The sequence below is a fragment of the Mesorhizobium sp. WSM4844 genome (genome assembly GCF_055811775.1).
In genome coordinates this window covers 48125-64293 of the sequence record NZ_JBVVQB010000009.1, presented here as the reverse complement: position 1 = coordinate 64293, position 16169 = coordinate 48125, and the positions used below count along the sequence as shown (strand labels likewise).

The following is a 16169-nucleotide window of genomic DNA, read 5'->3' as shown; positions in this document are numbered from 1 at the left end:
TGAGATCGGAGTTGCCTCATGGCCGACGTACGCCAATATTCCAAACTATTCGCTTGCCTCTATGACGAACCGGCGCCGGTTGGTGCGCTCGGCCGCGGCACCCATTATTCAGTCTTTCGTAGCGTCGAGTGGCTCGACGTCACGCGGCGCCGGCTTGATCACCCGCAGATCCATGACTTCGCCGTGATCTGGGACGAGGATCACGACGAGCGCGTGATCGAGGCGGTGGAGCGGATCTACATGGCCGGACTGCTCTCGCCTGTGCAATTCATCGGCGAACGCAAGGGCGGGCTGACCGCGATCGTTGCTGCGAAATTCTATTTCACTGGAAGCGATGATGACACCGAGGCATATCGCGCCGCGATCGAGGCGATCGCCCAAGGGCTCGACGATCCGTGGCCCTCGCAGCTCGGTTCTTTCGACCGGTCACCCGGCAGCCCACATCAGAGCTTTTTCAAAGGGCTGATCCAGGACAGCGATCACCGGGTCGGGCTCTATCTCGCCAACATCGACTCGCTGTGGGGCCTTGGCACCAAGCCTTATTTGCCGGCGGCACCCGCCTGTTTCCCTCCGCCGATACAGCCAGCGGCTCCGGGTGTCATGCCACCGCCACCGCCACCGCCGCCGGCGCGTAAGCCGTTCCCGCCTATGCCGCTGGCCCCGCGAGGCTGAGTCTTGAATGCGCACACTCAGTGAGCAGCGCTTCCAAGCGCTAGCGGGCTACACCCGGCGGCCCGATTTGATAACGCTTCTGCAGGAAGCGGCGTGGTTCTCGACGCCTGACGAACGGCTCCTGGGTATTGTAACCTGGGATCGCATAGACCACGATTTCGGGTGGGTACTGCTCGGCCGCGATCGACGCCTGCGATTTCGCGGCATCGCCGTTAACACTTCTCTGGCGTCGTTCGAAGTTGCCCGCGCTTCGCTCGCCGCTGCGATGGCAGCCCATGCGCTCGAACCAGACTCCACCTACTATCAGGGCGACGAGGACGGTCCGCCGATCGATTTCTTCGCGCCGATCGTCCTCGAGACGCGGCTGAACCCAACGTTCCGCGTCTTGCTCGAGGATCTGCGCTATTCGCCGGCGCGCGAACTTATCCAGGCGATGATGCGCTTCTATGAGGATGCCAACGGTAATTTTATCGAGCAGTTCCAGACCACGGGCTTCGATCCTCGCGTGTGGGAGCTGTAGCTTGGTTTTGCACACGAACAAGGCGTTGCTGTGCCCGACCTCCTGCTCACCAGCCCCAGGGGTCGGTTAGCGGTCGAGGCGACGACGATCAACCCGCCGCTCCGAGGTAACGCGCCCCAGCCTAACACTGCTGCCGAAGCGCGGGCATATCTTGAGAATTACATACCGATCAGGGTCGCGCGTGCGCTCAAGCGGAAGCTTTACCATAAGACGCGCTACTGGACGGTGCCTGGGGTTACGGACATGCCGTTCGTAATCGCGCTGCAGCATTTCCACGCCCCGCAATCGATGTCGCGTATCATTATGCCGGCGACCGAATATGTGTTCGGTGTGCGCCATTCAATTGTTGACGGTGCGCGCCGGATCGAGCGGATCCGCGAGCACGCCTACGAAAGCTGGCAAGAGCCGTCGAATTTCTTCGGCCTGCCCGAGGCAGAAAATGTCAGCGCGGTGATGCTTAACCCCGTCGGGACGATACCGAAGTTCAACCGCATGGGCTTCGTCGCGGGCTTCGGAGATCGCCGTCTTAAGATGACACATGCTGGCATCCGGCGCGGCGAGATAGATCCCAAGGGGCCTGCCCCCCTGCCCTTTTCACGGGACGTCCACGCTCCTGGTTATTCGGAGAAATGGATAGAGGGGGCGGTCATTCTTCACAATCCGAGCGCGCATTCCACTCGAGCCGGAGATGATCCCGGGCGCCAATCATGAATTCCTCCAGCCCGATGGCTCGATCCTCTCGGTGCTGCCAGACTTCCAGCCATACAGCTCCGGGACGTTCATCACGCTAGAGCGCGATGATTTTAGGTTGGGACATAGCCGGCCTCGGTGAAGTAGTTGGCGCATTCCTTTGATGTGACGGTGTCGAGGATTTGGCCGATGGCGCTGCAGACGGCGTCGGTGGTGCGTCTGGCGGCCTTTCGCAGCAGGTGCTTGAGCTTGGCGAAGAGCAGCTCGATTGGATTCAGGTCCGGCGAGTATTTGGGCAGGAAGAAGAGCTTGGCGCCGGCTTTGCGGATGGCGTGCCGGACGGCCTTGCCCTTGTGCGAGCCGAGATTGTCGATGACGACGATGTCGCCCGGCTTGAGGGTGGGCAGGAGCACCTTCTCGACATAGAGCCGGAAGCGCTCGCCGTTGATCGGCCCGTCGATGAGCCATGGGGCGTCGACGCGGTCGTGGCGCAGGGCAGCCAGGAAGGTCATGGTCTTCCAGCGTCGATGCGGCACCTTGGCTTTCAGGCGCTGGCCGCGCGGCGCCCAGCCCCGGAGCGGAGCCATGTTGGTCTTGGTCCAGGGGTGAGTAGGCCGGAGGAATTTCACCTGCCGGCCTCTCGCAGAACGGTGCGTGAACCTCTCGATTCACACCGCTCCCATCAGGCAAACGTATTCGTTCCGAACGCCTTCCAGTGCACAAACAGTCCTGGATTTTCCCGCGCCAGCTTTCTCACGAAGAGGCTGGCACGCGTCTTATGGGACTGAAAGCGCTTGAACTTACGCATGATCCACGCCCTGAGCTTCCGGTTGACGTAATCAGCCAGAGTGGACAGGGCCGAACGGCTGTAGCGGCCATAATAGGCTATCCATCCGCGAAGGAGTGGATTGAGCTGTTGGGCGATTTCAGCCAGCGTCCCCGGCGTCTGCCGCGGGATGTTCAAGCTTTTGATCGTGGCCCGCATCGACTTCATTGCCGTTGGGCTGGCCGCAGGCGTGTAACCACAGAAGAACTCATCTCGCCGTGTGTTCGCCACGCGTCGCGGCCGGAACTGATACCCGAGGAAGTCGAACACGACATTCGGGTATTCCCCCCTGCGCCTTTGGTCTTTGCAGTAGACGATCTTGGTCTTTGTCGGATGCATTTGAAGCCGGCATGCTGCCAGTCGAGCACCAAGCTCCGCCTTGAGGGCTTCTGCCTGCTGCTCATTCCGGCAATGCACAAGGCCATCGTCCGCATATCGACACCATGGAAGGTCAGGATGCGTCCGGGTCATCCACAGATCAAATGCATAGTGCATGAAGAGATTCGACAAGATCGGGCTAACAACGCCCCCTTGCGGGGTACCGCGTGTGCGCTCGACGACTTCCCCGTTCTTCTCCATCGGCGCTGCCAGCCATCTTTCGATGTAGAGCAGAGCCCACTTGCATGTGACGTGCTTTCTGACCGCCTTCAGCAGGAGATCGTGCGGAAGATTGTCAAACAGCCCTTTGACGTCGAATTCCAGAACCCAGTCATGCTTCCAGCATCGCTGACGCGTGACGCCAACTGCATCCAGAGCCGATTTTCCCGGCCTGTAGCCGTAGGAGTCTGGAAGAAAGAGGGAATCCAAATCCGGCTCAATCATCTGCTTGACCACCATCTGCGCGATCCGATCGCTGACGGTGGGCACACCCAAAACCCTTTCGCCCCCAGTCTTCTTCGGAATGGAGACAGCGCGAACCGGCGGTGGGAAGTACGTCCCTGAGGACATCCGATTCCAGACCTTGTAGAGGTTTCCTGCAAGGTCCTTTTCGAACATCTCCAGGGTCTGCCCGTCCACCCCGGCTGCGCCATGGTTGGCTTTGACCGCTTTGTAAGCTTCGTACACTTGACGTTTCTCTATTCGAAACGGCTTGTCTGTCGTATCTTCTGAAGTCATCCTGTTTCCAGTTGTTCCAAACAATACGACCACCTGATCCGACCCCTTTGCTCCGGCCCCATTACAGGGCCTTCAGCGCTCATACGGGCCGGTCCGCCCCAGTCTCCTGCATCGGTACTCTCGCCTTGCGGTTTGGCCCGCTTGAGCTTCTCCCTTTGCATCAGGAGCCTGGTTCCTGCAGTTCCGCGTGAAAGCCTATGTCCAACTCACGCCCCCTCTACGCCGGTCGCCGCCCGCCCGGTCATCAGGCGTCTGGCGGACTTGTCCCAGGATGACGAAACGGTCCTGGTTTCGACGACACTTACGTTCATAACGACGCGTCCTCGGAGGGTTCACTTTCGTTCGTCTTTTGGACATGCACCTGCTCGGGTCTCGCCCGAACGTTTCATCCGACGCTCACCACCACGGCTCTTTACCGCAGCAGCTCGGACTGGTTTGGGACCTGCCCCTGAAAGCCGATCCCGGAGGGCCGTCCTCCATCATTCACGCAGCTTCACGTTACGGGGTTAGCTCATACTGAACTCCTTCCGTGCCTCTGCAGCACACTCTCGTCGATGAAGACCAGGCGGGAGGCGGCGATCCGGCCCTGATGGGCCTTCCACTGCGCCCGCCGACGCGCCACATCGGGCCGATCCTGCTCGGCGGCGATCAGCGTCTTTTTTTGTGCGTCAGCTTCTCGGCACGGACGAACTCCCACACCGAGCGGTAGTCGACCTTCAGCCCGCGCTCGGCCAGTTCTGCCACAAGGCCGCGCAGCGTGAAGTCTGTATTGCGGCAGCGCTCGATAAGCCAGTCGCGGTGCGCACCGGCAATCTTCTTCGGCCGTCGCCCGCCCATCTTGCCGGGCTCCACCATGCCCGTTTCCCGCAGCCGGCGAACCCACCGGATGACCGTGCTGATGCCGACCCCAAAACGCGCCGCCGCCTGCCGCCGCGACAGGCCCTCCTGCTCAACCGCACCAACAACCCGCTCGCGCAGATCCATCGAATAAGGCTTGCCCATCCATGCTGGCCTCCATCCCCAGCCAGCATGTTGAATCAAATCCCCGCTGATTTGGGAATCCCCCTTCGATTCAGCCTCTCTTCATCCCGCTCTAGACGGGGCGTGCCGCCCGGGCCGGCATAGATGCGCAATTAGCCGGATCATGCATTGGCCTCATCAAGGCTGACAAGGCGGCTCGCTTCTGCGAGTAGCCAGTCTGCATGAGCGTCCCCTTCCTCGAGCTCCCAGCCACGAGCCTTGGTAATTTCGTATCCGACGATATCTCGCGCCTTTGACCACGACCAAGCCATGAATTTCATCATGCTTGTCACCTCTGCGGCTACCTTGAACGCGCGTGATCGATGATCGTTGTATTCGTCTATCGCTTCTCGAAGCGGTGCGTTCGCCAATGCCATACCCGTCACCTGGTCGAAGTCGATCTAGCGGTTCGATCTCAGCCTAGGCATCGGCGGCGATCGCCGCCGCCAGGGTGGGCGGCAGGGCTCGCACGCGATCGACGACGATGCGCCATTCCTCGAGCCGTGCGTCCTCATCCCAGTCGAGGTCGTAGACCAGCGGGTCACGCTGCGGCCGGCGTTCCGCCTGCCCGTCGCGCTCGCCGGCGAACGTGCGGTCCGCTTGCGCGATCGCCGCGTCGACGGCTGCGAAGGTCGCCGCCAGTGTTTCGTCGAGCTCAGCGTACGGCCCGGTCGTTTCGCCCTCATCCTCCATGTCAGTCGCGTTGCCGGCGCGGAAATCCGCACGCCCCTCGCGCTTCAAGCCTTGGGCTCTGCCCTACGGCGAAGCCCAGCCAGGCCGGCTGAAGACAGCGCGCAGCACGGCGCGTGCACGGGTGAGCTCATGGGTTGCCGTTCGGACATCCATGCCGGCGTCGTGGAGAACGAGATCGACGGACGAGCTCGCCCTTGAGCCACAGACTGGCGCAGGCTTCTGCGAAGTGAGTCCGCGCGATCCAGCCGACGCGGATCGGGCTTTTGGCAAGACGCTCGTCGAGCCGCGCGGTCGTGTCCTCGGCCACGGCGAGTGCACCGGCGATCGGTTCCCACACGGTAGTGGATCGGGGATATGGATAGGCGGTCTGCAACGTATTGATAACCTTAACGGGTATCATCGATACGGAAGCTAACACCACATTGGCTTCCGTCATAGCGATGTCTTTCTGGCGCCAGCTTTAACTATCGATAAGTATCTCCCATCAATATTGCTATGGCAAATTACGCGGTTAACTTCAACTGACAGCTTTATGATCTCAAGATTTGCCCACCATCGTCCGCTTCGCTCGTGAGAGGCACTTTCTTGACGTTGAAGGGCTCACTAGGGGGAATACGAGTGCCTCAGCCCGGAACTGCCCCTTGTCCGAAAAATGCCCACAAATCTTGGAAACGCAACTGCCGGCGGTTGCTCCGCGCCACCGGGACAGTCAATCCTCGATCTCTGGGTCGGCGTTTTGATGGTTGGAAGAAAAGTCGGGCACAATATCCCCGGCCAGCAGCTTCTCCTTCGACAGCAGCCCTGCGTCCTCGATCGAGCGCAACGACCGCATCGTTCTGTCCGAACGCGACGGACTGCGTGTTCTGGAGGCGCTGGAGAACCCGCCTGCCCCCAACGAGAAGCTGATCGCGGCGGCGCGAGCGCTGCCCGCCGATCTATGAGCCTGCCGGCGTGGGGTGAGGAGCCCGTCGCCCGGCACGACCGCGACAGTTTCGACTGCGGCGACGCCGCCCTCAATGAATTTCTTCGTATGCATGCGCGCCGCAACCATGAGCGGGGCGCTTCGAAGACATTTCTCGCCGTGGCAAAACATGACGCAACGGTTCTCGGTTTCTACACGCTGAGCCCCGCCGCGGCGGAGTTCGAGCGCGTGCCGGAGAAACTCCGCAAGGGCCTGGGCCGCTATGAGGTCGGCGGCTTCCGGTTGGCGCGCCTCGCCGTGGCGCGGCCGGCCAGGGTGAGGGCCTGGGCGGCCAGTTGCTGCTTGCGACGGCGTAGCGCTGCATTCGGGCAGCGGCCGAGGTTGGCGGCATCCTGATGTCTATCGATGCCAAGAATGAGCGGGTGGCGGCATGGTACCGATCGTACGGCGCCCTGGGTCTGGAGGATCGGCCTTTGTCGCTATTCCTGCCGTTGGCCTCTTTCGAGGCCGCGCTTCGTTTCGGCGGGAGGCTTTGATCATGACGGCCGCCGACAGGTCCAAAGGCGCCGGGCAGGACGACGATCTACCGGACGTCATCGAGATCGTCCGTGCCATGGGACTCCCTGGGGTGGGCGAGGACACGGACCCCCCCTCCCCTGCCCTTCCGGCGGCCGCAGCTCAGGCGGATCATGGTCCGCGCCTGCCGGCGCATCTGGAGAAGCTCGCCGATCGAGCGCGGGACTATGTCGAAGCGGCAAGCTCCGCCAACACGCGGCGCGCCTATGCCGCCGACTGGAAGCATTTTTGCGCCTGGGCGCGGCGGCAGGGTGTCGACGCGTTCTCGCCCGATCCGCGAGTGGTCGGCCTCTATATCACCGCTTGCGCGTCCGGGTCTGTCTCCGGAGACAAGCACCCCAACTCGGTATCGACCATCGAGCGGCGGCTGTTGTCGCTGACCTGGAATTTTACCCAGCGCGGGCAGCCGCTCGGGCATACGCAATACGCACGCCGCGCCGCCACGGCAAAAGGAGGCGATCCTGCCGGAGAATCTGATTGCCATGCTGGAAACGCTCGACCGCGGCACCCTGCGCGGGCTGCGCGACCGCGCCATGCTGCTACTCGGCTTTGCCGGCGGGCTGCGCGCTCCGAACTCGTCGGTCTCGACGCTGACAGGGATCAGACGGAGGACGGCCGCGGCTGGGTCGAGGTTCTCGACAAAGGCATATTGGTGATGCTGCGCGGCAAGACCGGCTGGCGGGAGGTTGAGATCGGCCGCGGCTCGTCCGACGTCACCTGCCCGCCGTTGCCCTGCAGACCTGGCTGAAGCTCGCTCGCATCGCGCACGGACCGCTGTTCCGCCGCGTCACCGGCCAAGGCAAGGCTGTTGGCTCGGAGCGGTTGAACGACCAGGAGGTCGCCCGGTTGGTCAAGCGCACGGCCTTGGCCGCCGGCGTGCGCGGCGATCTTCCGGAGGGCGAGCGGAAGATGAAATTTTCCGGGCACTCGCTGCGCGCGGGCCTCGCCTCCTCGGCCGAGGTCGACGAACGCTACGTGCAAAAGCAGCTCGGGCATGCCTCGGCCGAGATGACCCGAAAGTATCAGCGGCGCCGCGACCGATTCCGGGTCAATCTCACCAAGGCGAGTGGCTTGTAGGAGGTCGGGAAAGCCCCCTCCCCTTCCCGTTTGAATCGAACAAGGAGTGCTTTTCCGTCAAGGGCTCGACGTGATCGGTCTCAACGAAGGGGAAATGGGTCCCGTATCGGCCGATATCGCGGGCTGCGCGAGGAGAAACGGCCCAGCGAGCTTGACGCTGCAAGCCTCGGAGGAGTGTATTGGCGCGAACGCAATACCCATCGCGCTCCTGACCCCTAACCCGAATTGGCCAACAAATTGTGAACGAAGGAGCGCGCATCGATGGAAACCAGGATCATCGACAGCCGTAACGATTTTGCGCAATGGGCGATCGATAGGTCCAATGCGATCCTCACGGATCCGGGTTCGGAACTCGCCACCGCGGCCCGCAAGGGAAACGAAGCCCAGATCGCTGAGACAGCACAGGCGCTCGGCCAAGCGATCGTCGATGCGCTGAACGAGGCGTTCGATGGTCTCGCAGGCGACGAAATGAGCCACCGCTGGCCGACACGACTGGCTGCGCCAATGGAAACGACGGCCGGTACGCGCCCTCCCAAATCCATCCAGCCAACGTGATTTCAAACTGCGCTGAATCCGCCTCGGCGGCATCGCGAGAGCCTCGCGCGTCCTGCCCATCCTCAAAGGCAACAAGACCGTCGACGTCGAGCGGCTATCCGACAAGCATGTCGCTCGCCCGGCGAGTTGGCCGCGCTCAGAGGCAATCCCACGGCCTTCTGGAATCAGCATCGATCGGCCGACTAAAAAATCGCCGAATGGCGCGAAACGAGCGTCTTTGCATTCGCCCCGGCCGCGGCGTCGTCGACTTCGTCCAGATCTTGCTCGGCCGCGAGATCGAACACCTAGCTGGGTCGGTCGTCGATCCCGACTACCGTCCCTACAGCGCCGGCGATCTGTTCGACCGTCCTGGGCGCGGCTCGAACTTGTAGCCGACGCGCCCGTGCTTGCCGGACCCGTCTACCGGCTGCGCGGCCGCACGGGTGGCGGCATCGTCCGAAGAGCTTCCTAGCGCGTCGGACCCGCATCGAGGCAGAGCAGCGAAAGGCGCAACGACCTGAGCCTGAGGGCCGCGTCATTCGCGAGGTCAAGCCAGAGAGCGCACATGTTTTCCTGGACGCCAATCGCGACTGGGTCGATGTCGTGTCGCGCGAAAACCCGTTTTTTGCGGATTGGGACCGGTCGAGTGCGTCCGTGGAATAAATTTTTGCCCATTGGGTTTTTGACATCCACGCTTTGGAGCATCGCCGGCGCGAGGTCGGTTTTATTCCGCGGCGGCTCGAAATGCCCCACCAGAAGCTGCTGTTGGAAGAAGGCGCTTCGGTGCACCGCTTGATGGAGGGGACCGAGGCGGTCGACGCCGAGATTGGCCTGCCTTCGCCTGGTTCTTTCTGATGGCGCATGGGCACTGGGTCGATCCGGGGGTCAGTGATGCGATCGCTGAAGGCCTGCGCTAAGAAGGGGTGCGTTTGCGCGATTCAGACGCCGCCGTGTTGCTCGCCTGGGCTGACCGGCGCCATCTGTTCTAAGCATGGACAGATGCGCATCTGCCAAAGGCAGTAACTGACCAAAACTGCTCGTGCGGAGGCATCTCGATGCTGCGCTCCCATTCGACCAGGCGCGATTTATTCAACCGCCGCTCTGACGCCACGTCAGGTGGATCCTTGGTGGCAAAATGCGCAGTTTCACGTGAGTCGACTTGCAGCACCAAGTTGACTGCAGTCAACTGAGGACGGGCGACATCTCTGTTAACCTTTCGTTAGTATTAAATCTGTTGCCGGACCGAAAGAATCAGGGCTACATGCGGTTAGTAGGCCGTATCGGCTTTAGAAACGCATGTGCGGAAAAATTCGATGAATATGATGATCCGGGAAGAGATTGCAGAAGTCGATCTGTTAATCACGCAGCAGGCCAATGACCTCTCCGCAATGCTTCACGAGCATCGGCTCGAAATGTTCCCGCCGAATGCACAGAAAACCTTGCGACCGTTCCAGTTGTCGGAGGCTGCGCAATATCTCAATGTGACGAGCGGTTATCTCAAGAATTTGTCTCTCGAAGGCAAGGGGCCGCTGCCGATGGTAACACCGTCCGGCCGCCGTTCATACACGGCCGTGCAGCTACTGGAGATGCGCCAGTATCTGGATAGAAACAGCCGGGCGGCAGCCAAGTACGTTCCGCACCGTCGAAACACCGAACACCTGCAGATAATTGCAGTCGTCAATTTCAAGGGGGGCTCCGCAAAAACGACGACGGCAGCCCACCTGGCGCAGCATCTCGCACTAACCGGGCATCGAGTTCTAGCCATCGACCTTGACCCGCAAGCCTCGCTATCCGCCCTGCACGGCTTCCAGCCGGAGGTCGACCACAACGAATCCCTCTACGAAGCCCTACGCTATGATGACGAAAGAAAGCCGCTGTCGGCGCTAGTTCAGAAGACAAATTTCCCGGATCTCGACATCGTGCCCGCGAATCTCGAGCTGCAGGAATTCGAATACGATACCCCCCTCGCCCTCGCTCAAAAGGACGGCTCCATGGGCCGCATCTTTTTCGGACGTCTCGATGAGGCCTTGGCTGGCGTTGCAGACCAGTACGATGTAGTCATCATCGATTGCCCGCCTCAGCTTGGTTATTTGACACTGACCGCGCTCTCTTCATCAACCGGCATCCTGATCACCGTGCATCCACAGATGCTTGATGTGATGTCAATGTGCCAGTTCTTGCTGATGATGGGCGAGGTCATGGGCACCCTGAAGAGGGCAGGAGCCAACATGCGGCTCGACTGGCTTCGTTACCTTGTTACCCGCTACGAGCCTACTGACGGCCCGCAGAGCCAAATGGTCGCCTTCATGCGATCGCTGTTCAAGCAGCATGTCCTCGTCAACGAGATGCTGAAAAGTACCGCGATCTCGGATGCAGGGATAACCAAGCAGACGCTCTACGAGGTCGAACGCTCCCAGTTCACACGGTCAACGTATGACCGCGCAATAGAATCGGTGCATCGCGTCAACTCCGAGATCACAGAGTTGATCCACAAGGCATGGGGGCGCTGATGTCTAGAAAGAACCTCCTCACCTCATTCACGGAACGAAAGTTGACCGCAGTCAACTCAGATCCGGGGAGTGATCTCTCCCCAGCAGTGGAGCGAAACCGCAGCCGTGGTGCTTTCGGGGCCATAACGAGGTCGATAGATGAGCTCGCCGAAAAAGCGCAGGCGGCAAAGGAGATTGAATCCCGGCTCCTTGAAGGCGCTACAGTCATCGAACTCGATCCTGCTATGATCGACATCTCGTTCATTTCAGATCGCATAGGTGATGATGAGGAGACCTTTGAGGAGCTGGTAGAAGCCATCCGGCAGAGAGGGCAGGATAGCCCAATCCTAGTGCGTCCACATCCCGGCGTGATCGGCCGCTACATGACTGTATTCGGCCACCGACGCGCGCGGGCGGCTAAGGTGCTCGGCAGACCGGTGAAGGCGGTCGTCAAGGAACTGGACGATAGGGACCATGTAATAGCCCAAGGGCAGGAAAACAGCGCCCGAGCGGATCTCTCATTCATTGAGAAGGCCGTCTTTGCTGGCAACCTCGAGCGCAAAGGCTACGACCGCGAAATCATTATGGCAGCGTTATCGGTCGATAAAACCGTTGTCTCGAAGATGATTTCTGTCACTAAGGACATTCCGCCTGAAATCATCACCGCCATCGGCGCCGCCAAAAACAGCGGCCGAGACCGTTGGTACGATCTTGCCAAAAAACTCAGGGAGGGGGCAGTTGCCGTCAAGGAGCTGATGGCCTCCGACGATTTCAAAGCAGCCACAAGCGATGAGCGATTGGAAATGCTGGCCCAACATTTGGCGGGAAAACCCCCAGGCAAGATTCCTGCACCCACTCGGAGAGAGCCGATCAAATCTTGGGCGCCGACGGATAGATCAGTTAGCGTTACCCTGAAGAAGTCCGCGAAAAAGGCCATCGTCACCCTCGAGGCCGCTGACGGGTCGCGTTTCGCTGAGTTCATCACCGGACAACTGGATGACCTCTATGTGGCGTTCCGGATGTCCACCAAGGAAGCAACGGGAGACTGAAACCGCAAAAGAAAAAGGCCCCCGAACGTCACCGTCGCGGAAGCCCTTCTCATCCTTAAGCAAGCTGAGAATCGCATTTCCCCGAATCACTGTCAAGAGTCGTGACGCCGTTTTGGCGAGCAGATTTCTTTTGCCTAATTGAAGGTGAAGGAAGAAATGGAGACGGGTATTGCAACGACGCCCTTCGGGCGGCGGCCGATGTCGCTTGCCATGCTGGCAGCGCAGAACGATTCACGTGAGATCCCCAAGGGCAGGGTCGTCGACAAGTGGCAGATCTACCGCAACCTCTGCGAGGGCAAGAGCATCGCCGGCGTCAGCGATCGTGCCCTGGCCGTGCTGAATGCGTTGCTATCTTTCTATCCTGACAGCGACTTAAGCGAGGACAACGACCTCATCGTCTTTCCCTCGAACGCACAGCTGTCGCTCAGGGCGCACGGAATGCCCGAGCCCACGGTCAGGCGGCACCTGGCGGCTCTTGTGGACTGCGGACTGATCACCCGTCGGGATAGCCCGAACGGCAAGCGTTACGCCCGCAAGGGCAGGGGAGGGGAGATCGAGGAAGCCTTCGGCTTCTCGCTGGCGCCGCTGCTGGCCCGTGCTTACGAGTTCGAGGCCGCCGCCGAGCGTATTCGCGCCGACAACAGGGCGCTCAAGCTTATGCGCGAGCGGATCACCTTGCACCGCCGTGACATCCACAAGCTGATCGAGGCGGCCGTCAACGAAGATGTCCCGGGCGACTGGGGAGGCCTTTGGAAACGTTTCCGCCAGGTTGTGGAGGCTATTCCGCGCCGAGCCTGCATTGCCGAGCTCGAGCCTATCGTTGCCGATCTGGCCGCCTTGCGTGATGATGTGGATAAACTGCTGGAAATTCATATAAAATCCACGAATCCGAGCGGCAATGACTCTCAAAACGAGCGGCAGCAATCTGATTCAAATACCGACTCTCTTTTTGAATTTGAACCTGCTTTAGAGAAAAGCGGGGCGACGGCCGAGCCAAGGACGAGAACCGCAGAGCCCCCAAAAACCTATCCCATGGGGCTTGTGCTGAAGGCCTGCCCGGAAATTGCGGACTACGCCGTCGATGGGATCGACAATTGGCGCGATTTCATGATTACCGCCGCCCAGGTGCGGGGCTACCTTGGCGTCTCGCCGTCGGCGTATGAGGAGGCCTGCCATGCGATGGGCCAGGAAACCGCCGCGATCGTGATTGCCTGCATCCTGCAACGCGCTCAGCACATCAATTCCGCCGGCGGATACCTGCGCGTGCTGACTGACAAGGCCAGGGCAGGGGCGTTTTCGGTCGGACCGATGCTGATGGCGGCGCTGAAGGCGAACGGCGCCACGGCGAGGATGGCGGGGTGAGCACGGGGACGGTCTCAAGGGTGTCGGTATGAAGCTGAAGGACCTGCATCGCGGCGCGAACGGCACTGGCGGAACTCCACTTGTCCGGACATTTTCCAAAGGCGGTCCTGGTCAATTCGATCCCGCGCCTCGACGCGCTTATCACCGATCTGCCGGGTCGGGATCCGAGGTTCGATTTCCCGCGGTCAGTTGCCTTGGGATCATTGTGCACTTTGTGCTGGGCACTGCCTTTGGTCTCGACATCTCCGTGCAGCGTAAGGGCGGGAGCTTGTTGCACGGTGCGTTCCGCGCGAAACGGCATGCGCGCGCCGCGAGCGACCCGCACCATCATCCGGATCTATATGATCACCCGCGCCGCCCGGCCGAGCGTCCGCTCGGCATCGTTGTAGTAGTTCGACGCCTGCTGCACCGAGCGATGCTGCGACTGCTGCATGGCTTCCGGCAGCGGAATGCCGCGGCGGGCGGTTTCGGTCAAAAAACCGGAGCGCAGGCCGTGGGCGGAAAACGCCGCCGGATCAAGCCCGGCCTCGGCGATGCGGCGCTTGAGGATCAGATTGACCGCCTGCGGCGTCAGCGCGCGTTTTTCGAGATTGCCCCAGCGGTCGATGCCGCGGAACACGGCGCCTTCGCTGATCCCGGCGCGCTCGAGCCAGCCTTTCAGGGCCAGGACAGGCCGGCCGACGAGCAGCACGAAGGCGTCGCTGTCGGCCTGTGTCGTTTTTGTCCGGCCGAGCCGGATTTTTAGGCACGGCAGTTTGTCCAAAGAGTCGGGAGCCTTGGGATCGGCCGGCACCGGGTCTTCTTCGATGATCTGCTCGAACCGGAGCGAAGCAATTTCGCTGCGGCGGCGGCCGCCTGAGGCGAACGCGGTGATGAGAAGAGCGCGGTCGCGCACGTCGACGAGTTTTTCCCCGGCGCAGGCTTTCAGCACCGTGGCGAGGATATCGGCGGTCACCGCCTTCTTGCTCTTGCGGCCGCGGGGGCGGGCGCTGGCGCGCACCGCCAACTTGATCGCGCTCTGCAGTCCCGGCGCGTTGAATTTTCCCCTAAAACCGCGCCATTTGGTCAGCGTCGACCAGCTCGACAGACGCCTGCGCACGGTGTTCGGCGCGTGCGGTCCATCGACGCGCAGCAGGCCTTGGGTCCTGAGCGCTGCAGCCACCTCTTCGGGCATGCCGTGCGTGGACAAAAGATCGCGTTTTGCAGGATCCCACAGGTGATGGGCGACGAATTTGATCAGCAGCGCCTCCGGCGCCGGCCAGGGGAGCGAAAAACCGGTCGCGGCCAGCGACCACGCTTCGAGGTAACCGAGGTCCGAGGCCAGGGCGCGCAGGGAATTCTCGCCGATCCCTTCTTTGGCGAGATGGCGCAGCGTGGCGACGTCGTCGTCGGTCAAAAGTTCGGCCAGAAAATCGCGCCGGTCGAATGGCAGCACCGAATCCAGCGCATCGAGCGCCTCGGCACGCCGCAGTTTTTGGTCGGATGCGGGTTTTGGCAGGCGAAGATCCATGACGGCGGCTCAGAACAGATATTTATATTTTTTGTCGGCCCAGGCGAGCAGCACGGCGGCGTCTCGATCGGGCAAACGCACCCGTCCTTGGCGAAGGCCTTCCGCGATCGCATCGCCGACGTCCGGATCGACCCAGTGCCCGTGCGTCATCAAAAAGAACCAGGCGAAGGGCAGGCCCACCTCGGCGTCGATCGCCTCGGTCAGCTCCATCAGGCGGTGCACCGAGATATTGACTCCCAACGCCAGCGTCTCGGCGGGGATTTTGAGCGGCCGCGGGATAAAACCGATTTCGCGCCGGCCACGATCCTCAAGATCGTGGATGTCAAACGCCCAATGGGCAAAAATGCGGCCGGCCGCCGCACTCGAGCGCTCCCAATCGGCAAAAAAGCGGTTCTCGCGCGGCGCGAAATCAAAAAGACCAGTCGGGATTGGCGTCGAGGATGGTGATGCTGTGGGCGCCGATGGGCTGTTCGCGCGGATGACTGAGCCTTCGAGTTCCGGTCGGCGCGCTGCCGGCTGTTCGCTTTCTATGCGCGCCCGCCGCGCCAGAAAACTGCGCATGTGGACGATGCCGCCGCCGGCGCGGCCGCGCAGCCGGTAGACCGGCCCTGCGAGCTGCTGCGCCGCGGCAGCGGAATCGCGCAAAACCCAGGTCGGCTCGAAGAGCTGGTCGACGCTGTCGGGGCGGTAGTCGGGATCAACTACGGGGCCGGCCAAAACCTCGATCTCGCGGCCGAGCGAGAGTTGCAAAAAATCGGCGACGCCCGGCCCGGTCGGCGCGAAGGCGAAGGCGCTGGCGCCGCGCCATTCGGCGAATTTTTCCCCGTCCTCGCGATGCCGGTTCCAGAAGGCGGTGAGATCGCCGCCCAGTTCGGCCAGCTCGCGTTCGACCCAGGCGCGATGATCGCCGCAGCGCGTGCCGTCGGCAGCGACGACGGCGTGAGGGCTGCGCCAATAAAAATCGTCAATCGTCACGACGGTGAAGGCAAAGCCTGGAAAGGCCTTGTCGAGGGCAGGGGCGAGCCCGGCGTCGGCCGACTGCGCCTGCAGAGAGGCGAGCACGGTTTCGACGGAAGCGGGGTCGGGCAGGCGGACGGGTTTTTGGTCGGACAT

At 61.6% G+C, this 16169-nt stretch carries 15 protein-coding genes and 4 pseudogenes; 10 read left to right on the top strand and 9 right to left on the bottom strand.

Translation table 11 applies throughout. The features are described from left to right. Positions 1 to 18: 18 nt before the first annotated feature. From AC0L2A_RS10345 to AC0L2A_RS10335, 3 genes are all read left to right on the top strand, one after another. Positions 19 to 672: a hypothetical protein gene (locus AC0L2A_RS10345; RefSeq protein WP_473608644.1), complete on the top strand. Its 654-nt coding sequence runs from the start codon at positions 19 to 21 to the stop codon at positions 670 to 672. 7 nt (positions 673 to 679) lie between these two features. Then, a complete protein-coding gene (locus tag AC0L2A_RS10340; protein WP_473608643.1) occupies positions 680 to 1192 on the top strand; it encodes a hypothetical protein in 513 nt (170 codons plus the stop codon). A gap of 243 nt (positions 1193 to 1435) precedes the next feature. Beyond that, positions 1436 to 1903 carry a hypothetical protein gene (locus AC0L2A_RS10335; RefSeq protein WP_473608641.1) on the top strand — a complete coding sequence of 156 codons (468 nt, stop codon included), beginning with the start codon at positions 1436 to 1438 and terminating at the stop codon, positions 1901 to 1903. Between the two features lie 92 nt (positions 1904 to 1995). On the opposite strand, the pseudogene AC0L2A_RS10330 reads toward AC0L2A_RS10335, so the two are convergent. From AC0L2A_RS10330 to AC0L2A_RS10300, 7 genes and pseudogenes are all read right to left on the bottom strand, one after another. After that, positions 1996 to 2484 (bottom strand): annotated as a pseudogene (locus AC0L2A_RS10330) (IS630 family transposase); the annotation flags it as partial. An 80-nt stretch (positions 2485 to 2564) separates the two neighbouring features. After that, positions 2565 to 3824, bottom strand: coding sequence for a group II intron reverse transcriptase/maturase (gene ltrA, locus AC0L2A_RS10325; protein ID WP_473608640.1), 1260 nt, complete (start codon positions 3822 to 3824; stop codon positions 2565 to 2567). A 544-nt stretch (positions 3825 to 4368) separates the two neighbouring features. Further along, positions 4369 to 4826 (bottom strand): annotated as a pseudogene (locus AC0L2A_RS10320) (helix-turn-helix domain-containing protein); the annotation flags it as partial. A 140-nt stretch (positions 4827 to 4966) separates the two neighbouring features. Further along, positions 4967 to 5221, bottom strand: a complete 255-nt coding sequence (locus AC0L2A_RS10315) for a hypothetical protein (RefSeq protein WP_473608639.1) — start codon at positions 5219 to 5221, stop codon at positions 4967 to 4969. Positions 5222 to 5264: 43 nt separating this feature from the next. Beyond that, entirely contained in the window at positions 5265 to 5585 is a 321-nt protein-coding gene (locus AC0L2A_RS10310; protein ID WP_473608637.1) for a DUF1612 domain-containing protein, read from the bottom strand. A gap of 79 nt (positions 5586 to 5664) precedes the next feature. After that, a complete protein-coding gene (locus AC0L2A_RS10305) occupies positions 5665 to 5973 on the bottom strand; it encodes a hypothetical protein (RefSeq protein WP_473608636.1) in 309 nt (102 codons plus the stop codon). A gap of 273 nt (positions 5974 to 6246) precedes the next feature. Continuing rightward, positions 6247 to 6588 carry a hypothetical protein gene (locus AC0L2A_RS10300; protein ID WP_473608755.1) on the bottom strand — a complete coding sequence of 114 codons (342 nt, stop codon included), beginning with the start codon at positions 6586 to 6588 and terminating at the stop codon, positions 6247 to 6249. Between AC0L2A_RS10300 and AC0L2A_RS10295 the strand changes: the two are divergent. From AC0L2A_RS10295 to repC, 7 genes and pseudogenes are all read left to right on the top strand, one after another. Next, positions 6475 to 6995 (top strand): annotated as a pseudogene (locus tag AC0L2A_RS10295) (GNAT family N-acetyltransferase). The gene AC0L2A_RS10300 and the pseudogene AC0L2A_RS10295 overlap by 114 nt on opposite strands. A gap of 77 nt (positions 6996 to 7072) precedes the next feature. Then, positions 7073 to 8112 (top strand): annotated as a pseudogene (locus AC0L2A_RS10290) (tyrosine-type recombinase/integrase). 261 nt (positions 8113 to 8373) lie between these two features. Further along, a complete protein-coding gene (locus AC0L2A_RS10285; protein WP_473608635.1) occupies positions 8374 to 8667 on the top strand; it encodes a hypothetical protein in 294 nt (97 codons plus the stop codon). Between the two features lie 197 nt (positions 8668 to 8864). Beyond that, positions 8865 to 9038, top strand: coding sequence for a hypothetical protein (locus AC0L2A_RS10280; protein WP_473608633.1), 174 nt, complete (start codon positions 8865 to 8867; stop codon positions 9036 to 9038). A 921-nt stretch (positions 9039 to 9959) separates the two neighbouring features. After that, positions 9960 to 11156: a plasmid partitioning protein RepA gene (repA, locus tag AC0L2A_RS10275; protein ID WP_473608632.1), complete on the top strand. Its 1197-nt coding sequence runs from the start codon at positions 9960 to 9962 to the stop codon at positions 11154 to 11156. Then, positions 11156 to 12184, top strand: a complete 1029-nt coding sequence (gene repB, locus AC0L2A_RS10270) for a plasmid partitioning protein RepB (protein ID WP_473608631.1) — start codon at positions 11156 to 11158, stop codon at positions 12182 to 12184. The genes repA and repB overlap by 1 nt, the downstream gene beginning before the upstream one ends. A 156-nt stretch (positions 12185 to 12340) precedes the next feature. Beyond that, positions 12341 to 13546 (top strand): plasmid replication protein RepC, encoded by a 1206-nt coding sequence (repC, locus tag AC0L2A_RS10265; protein WP_473608747.1) that lies wholly within the window; start codon positions 12341 to 12343, stop codon positions 13544 to 13546. A gap of 337 nt (positions 13547 to 13883) precedes the next feature. On the opposite strand, the gene AC0L2A_RS10260 is transcribed toward repC, so the two are convergent. Beyond that, complete coding sequence (locus AC0L2A_RS10260) at positions 13884 to 15056, bottom strand: site-specific integrase (RefSeq protein WP_473608629.1); 1173 nt, start codon at positions 15054 to 15056, stop codon at positions 13884 to 13886. A 9-nt stretch (positions 15057 to 15065) separates the two neighbouring features. Beyond that, complete coding sequence (locus AC0L2A_RS10255; RefSeq protein ID WP_473608628.1) at positions 15066 to 16169, bottom strand: hypothetical protein; 1104 nt, start codon at positions 16167 to 16169, stop codon at positions 15066 to 15068.

What these genes read in the sequence shown, in the direction of transcription:
- AC0L2A_RS10345 (WP_473608644.1), top strand. Translation starts at nt 19, where the DNA reads ATGGCCGACGTACGCCAATATTCCAAACTATTCGCTTGCCTCTATGAC.
- AC0L2A_RS10340 (WP_473608643.1), top strand. Translation starts at nt 680, where the DNA reads ATGCGCACACTCAGTGAGCAGCGCTTCCAAGCGCTAGCGGGCTACACC.
- AC0L2A_RS10335 (WP_473608641.1), top strand. Translation starts at nt 1,436, where the DNA reads ATGCCGTTCGTAATCGCGCTGCAGCATTTCCACGCCCCGCAATCGATG.
- ltrA (WP_473608640.1), bottom strand. Translation starts at nt 3,824, where the DNA reads ATGACTTCAGAAGATACGACAGACAAGCCGTTTCGAATAGAGAAACGT.
- AC0L2A_RS10315 (WP_473608639.1), bottom strand. Translation starts at nt 5,221, where the DNA reads ATGGCATTGGCGAACGCACCGCTTCGAGAAGCGATAGACGAATACAAC.
- AC0L2A_RS10305 (WP_473608636.1), bottom strand. Translation starts at nt 5,973, where the DNA reads ATGACGGAAGCCAATGTGGTGTTAGCTTCCGTATCGATGATACCCGTT.
- AC0L2A_RS10300 (WP_473608755.1), bottom strand. Translation starts at nt 6,588, where the DNA reads ATGGTTGCGGCGCGCATGCATACGAAGAAATTCATTGAGGGCGGCGTC.
- AC0L2A_RS10285 (WP_473608635.1), top strand. Translation starts at nt 8,374, where the DNA reads ATGGAAACCAGGATCATCGACAGCCGTAACGATTTTGCGCAATGGGCG.
- AC0L2A_RS10280 (WP_473608633.1), top strand. Translation starts at nt 8,865, where the DNA reads ATGGCGCGAAACGAGCGTCTTTGCATTCGCCCCGGCCGCGGCGTCGTC.
- repA (WP_473608632.1), top strand. Translation starts at nt 9,960, where the DNA reads ATGAATATGATGATCCGGGAAGAGATTGCAGAAGTCGATCTGTTAATC.
- repB (WP_473608631.1), top strand. Translation starts at nt 11,156, where the DNA reads ATGTCTAGAAAGAACCTCCTCACCTCATTCACGGAACGAAAGTTGACC.
- repC (WP_473608747.1), top strand. Translation starts at nt 12,341, where the DNA reads ATGGAGACGGGTATTGCAACGACGCCCTTCGGGCGGCGGCCGATGTCG.
- AC0L2A_RS10260 (WP_473608629.1), bottom strand. Translation starts at nt 15,056, where the DNA reads ATGGATCTTCGCCTGCCAAAACCCGCATCCGACCAAAAACTGCGGCGT.
- AC0L2A_RS10255 (WP_473608628.1), bottom strand. Translation starts at nt 16,169, where the DNA reads ATGTCCGACCAAAAACCCGTCCGCCTGCCCGACCCCGCTTCCGTCGAA.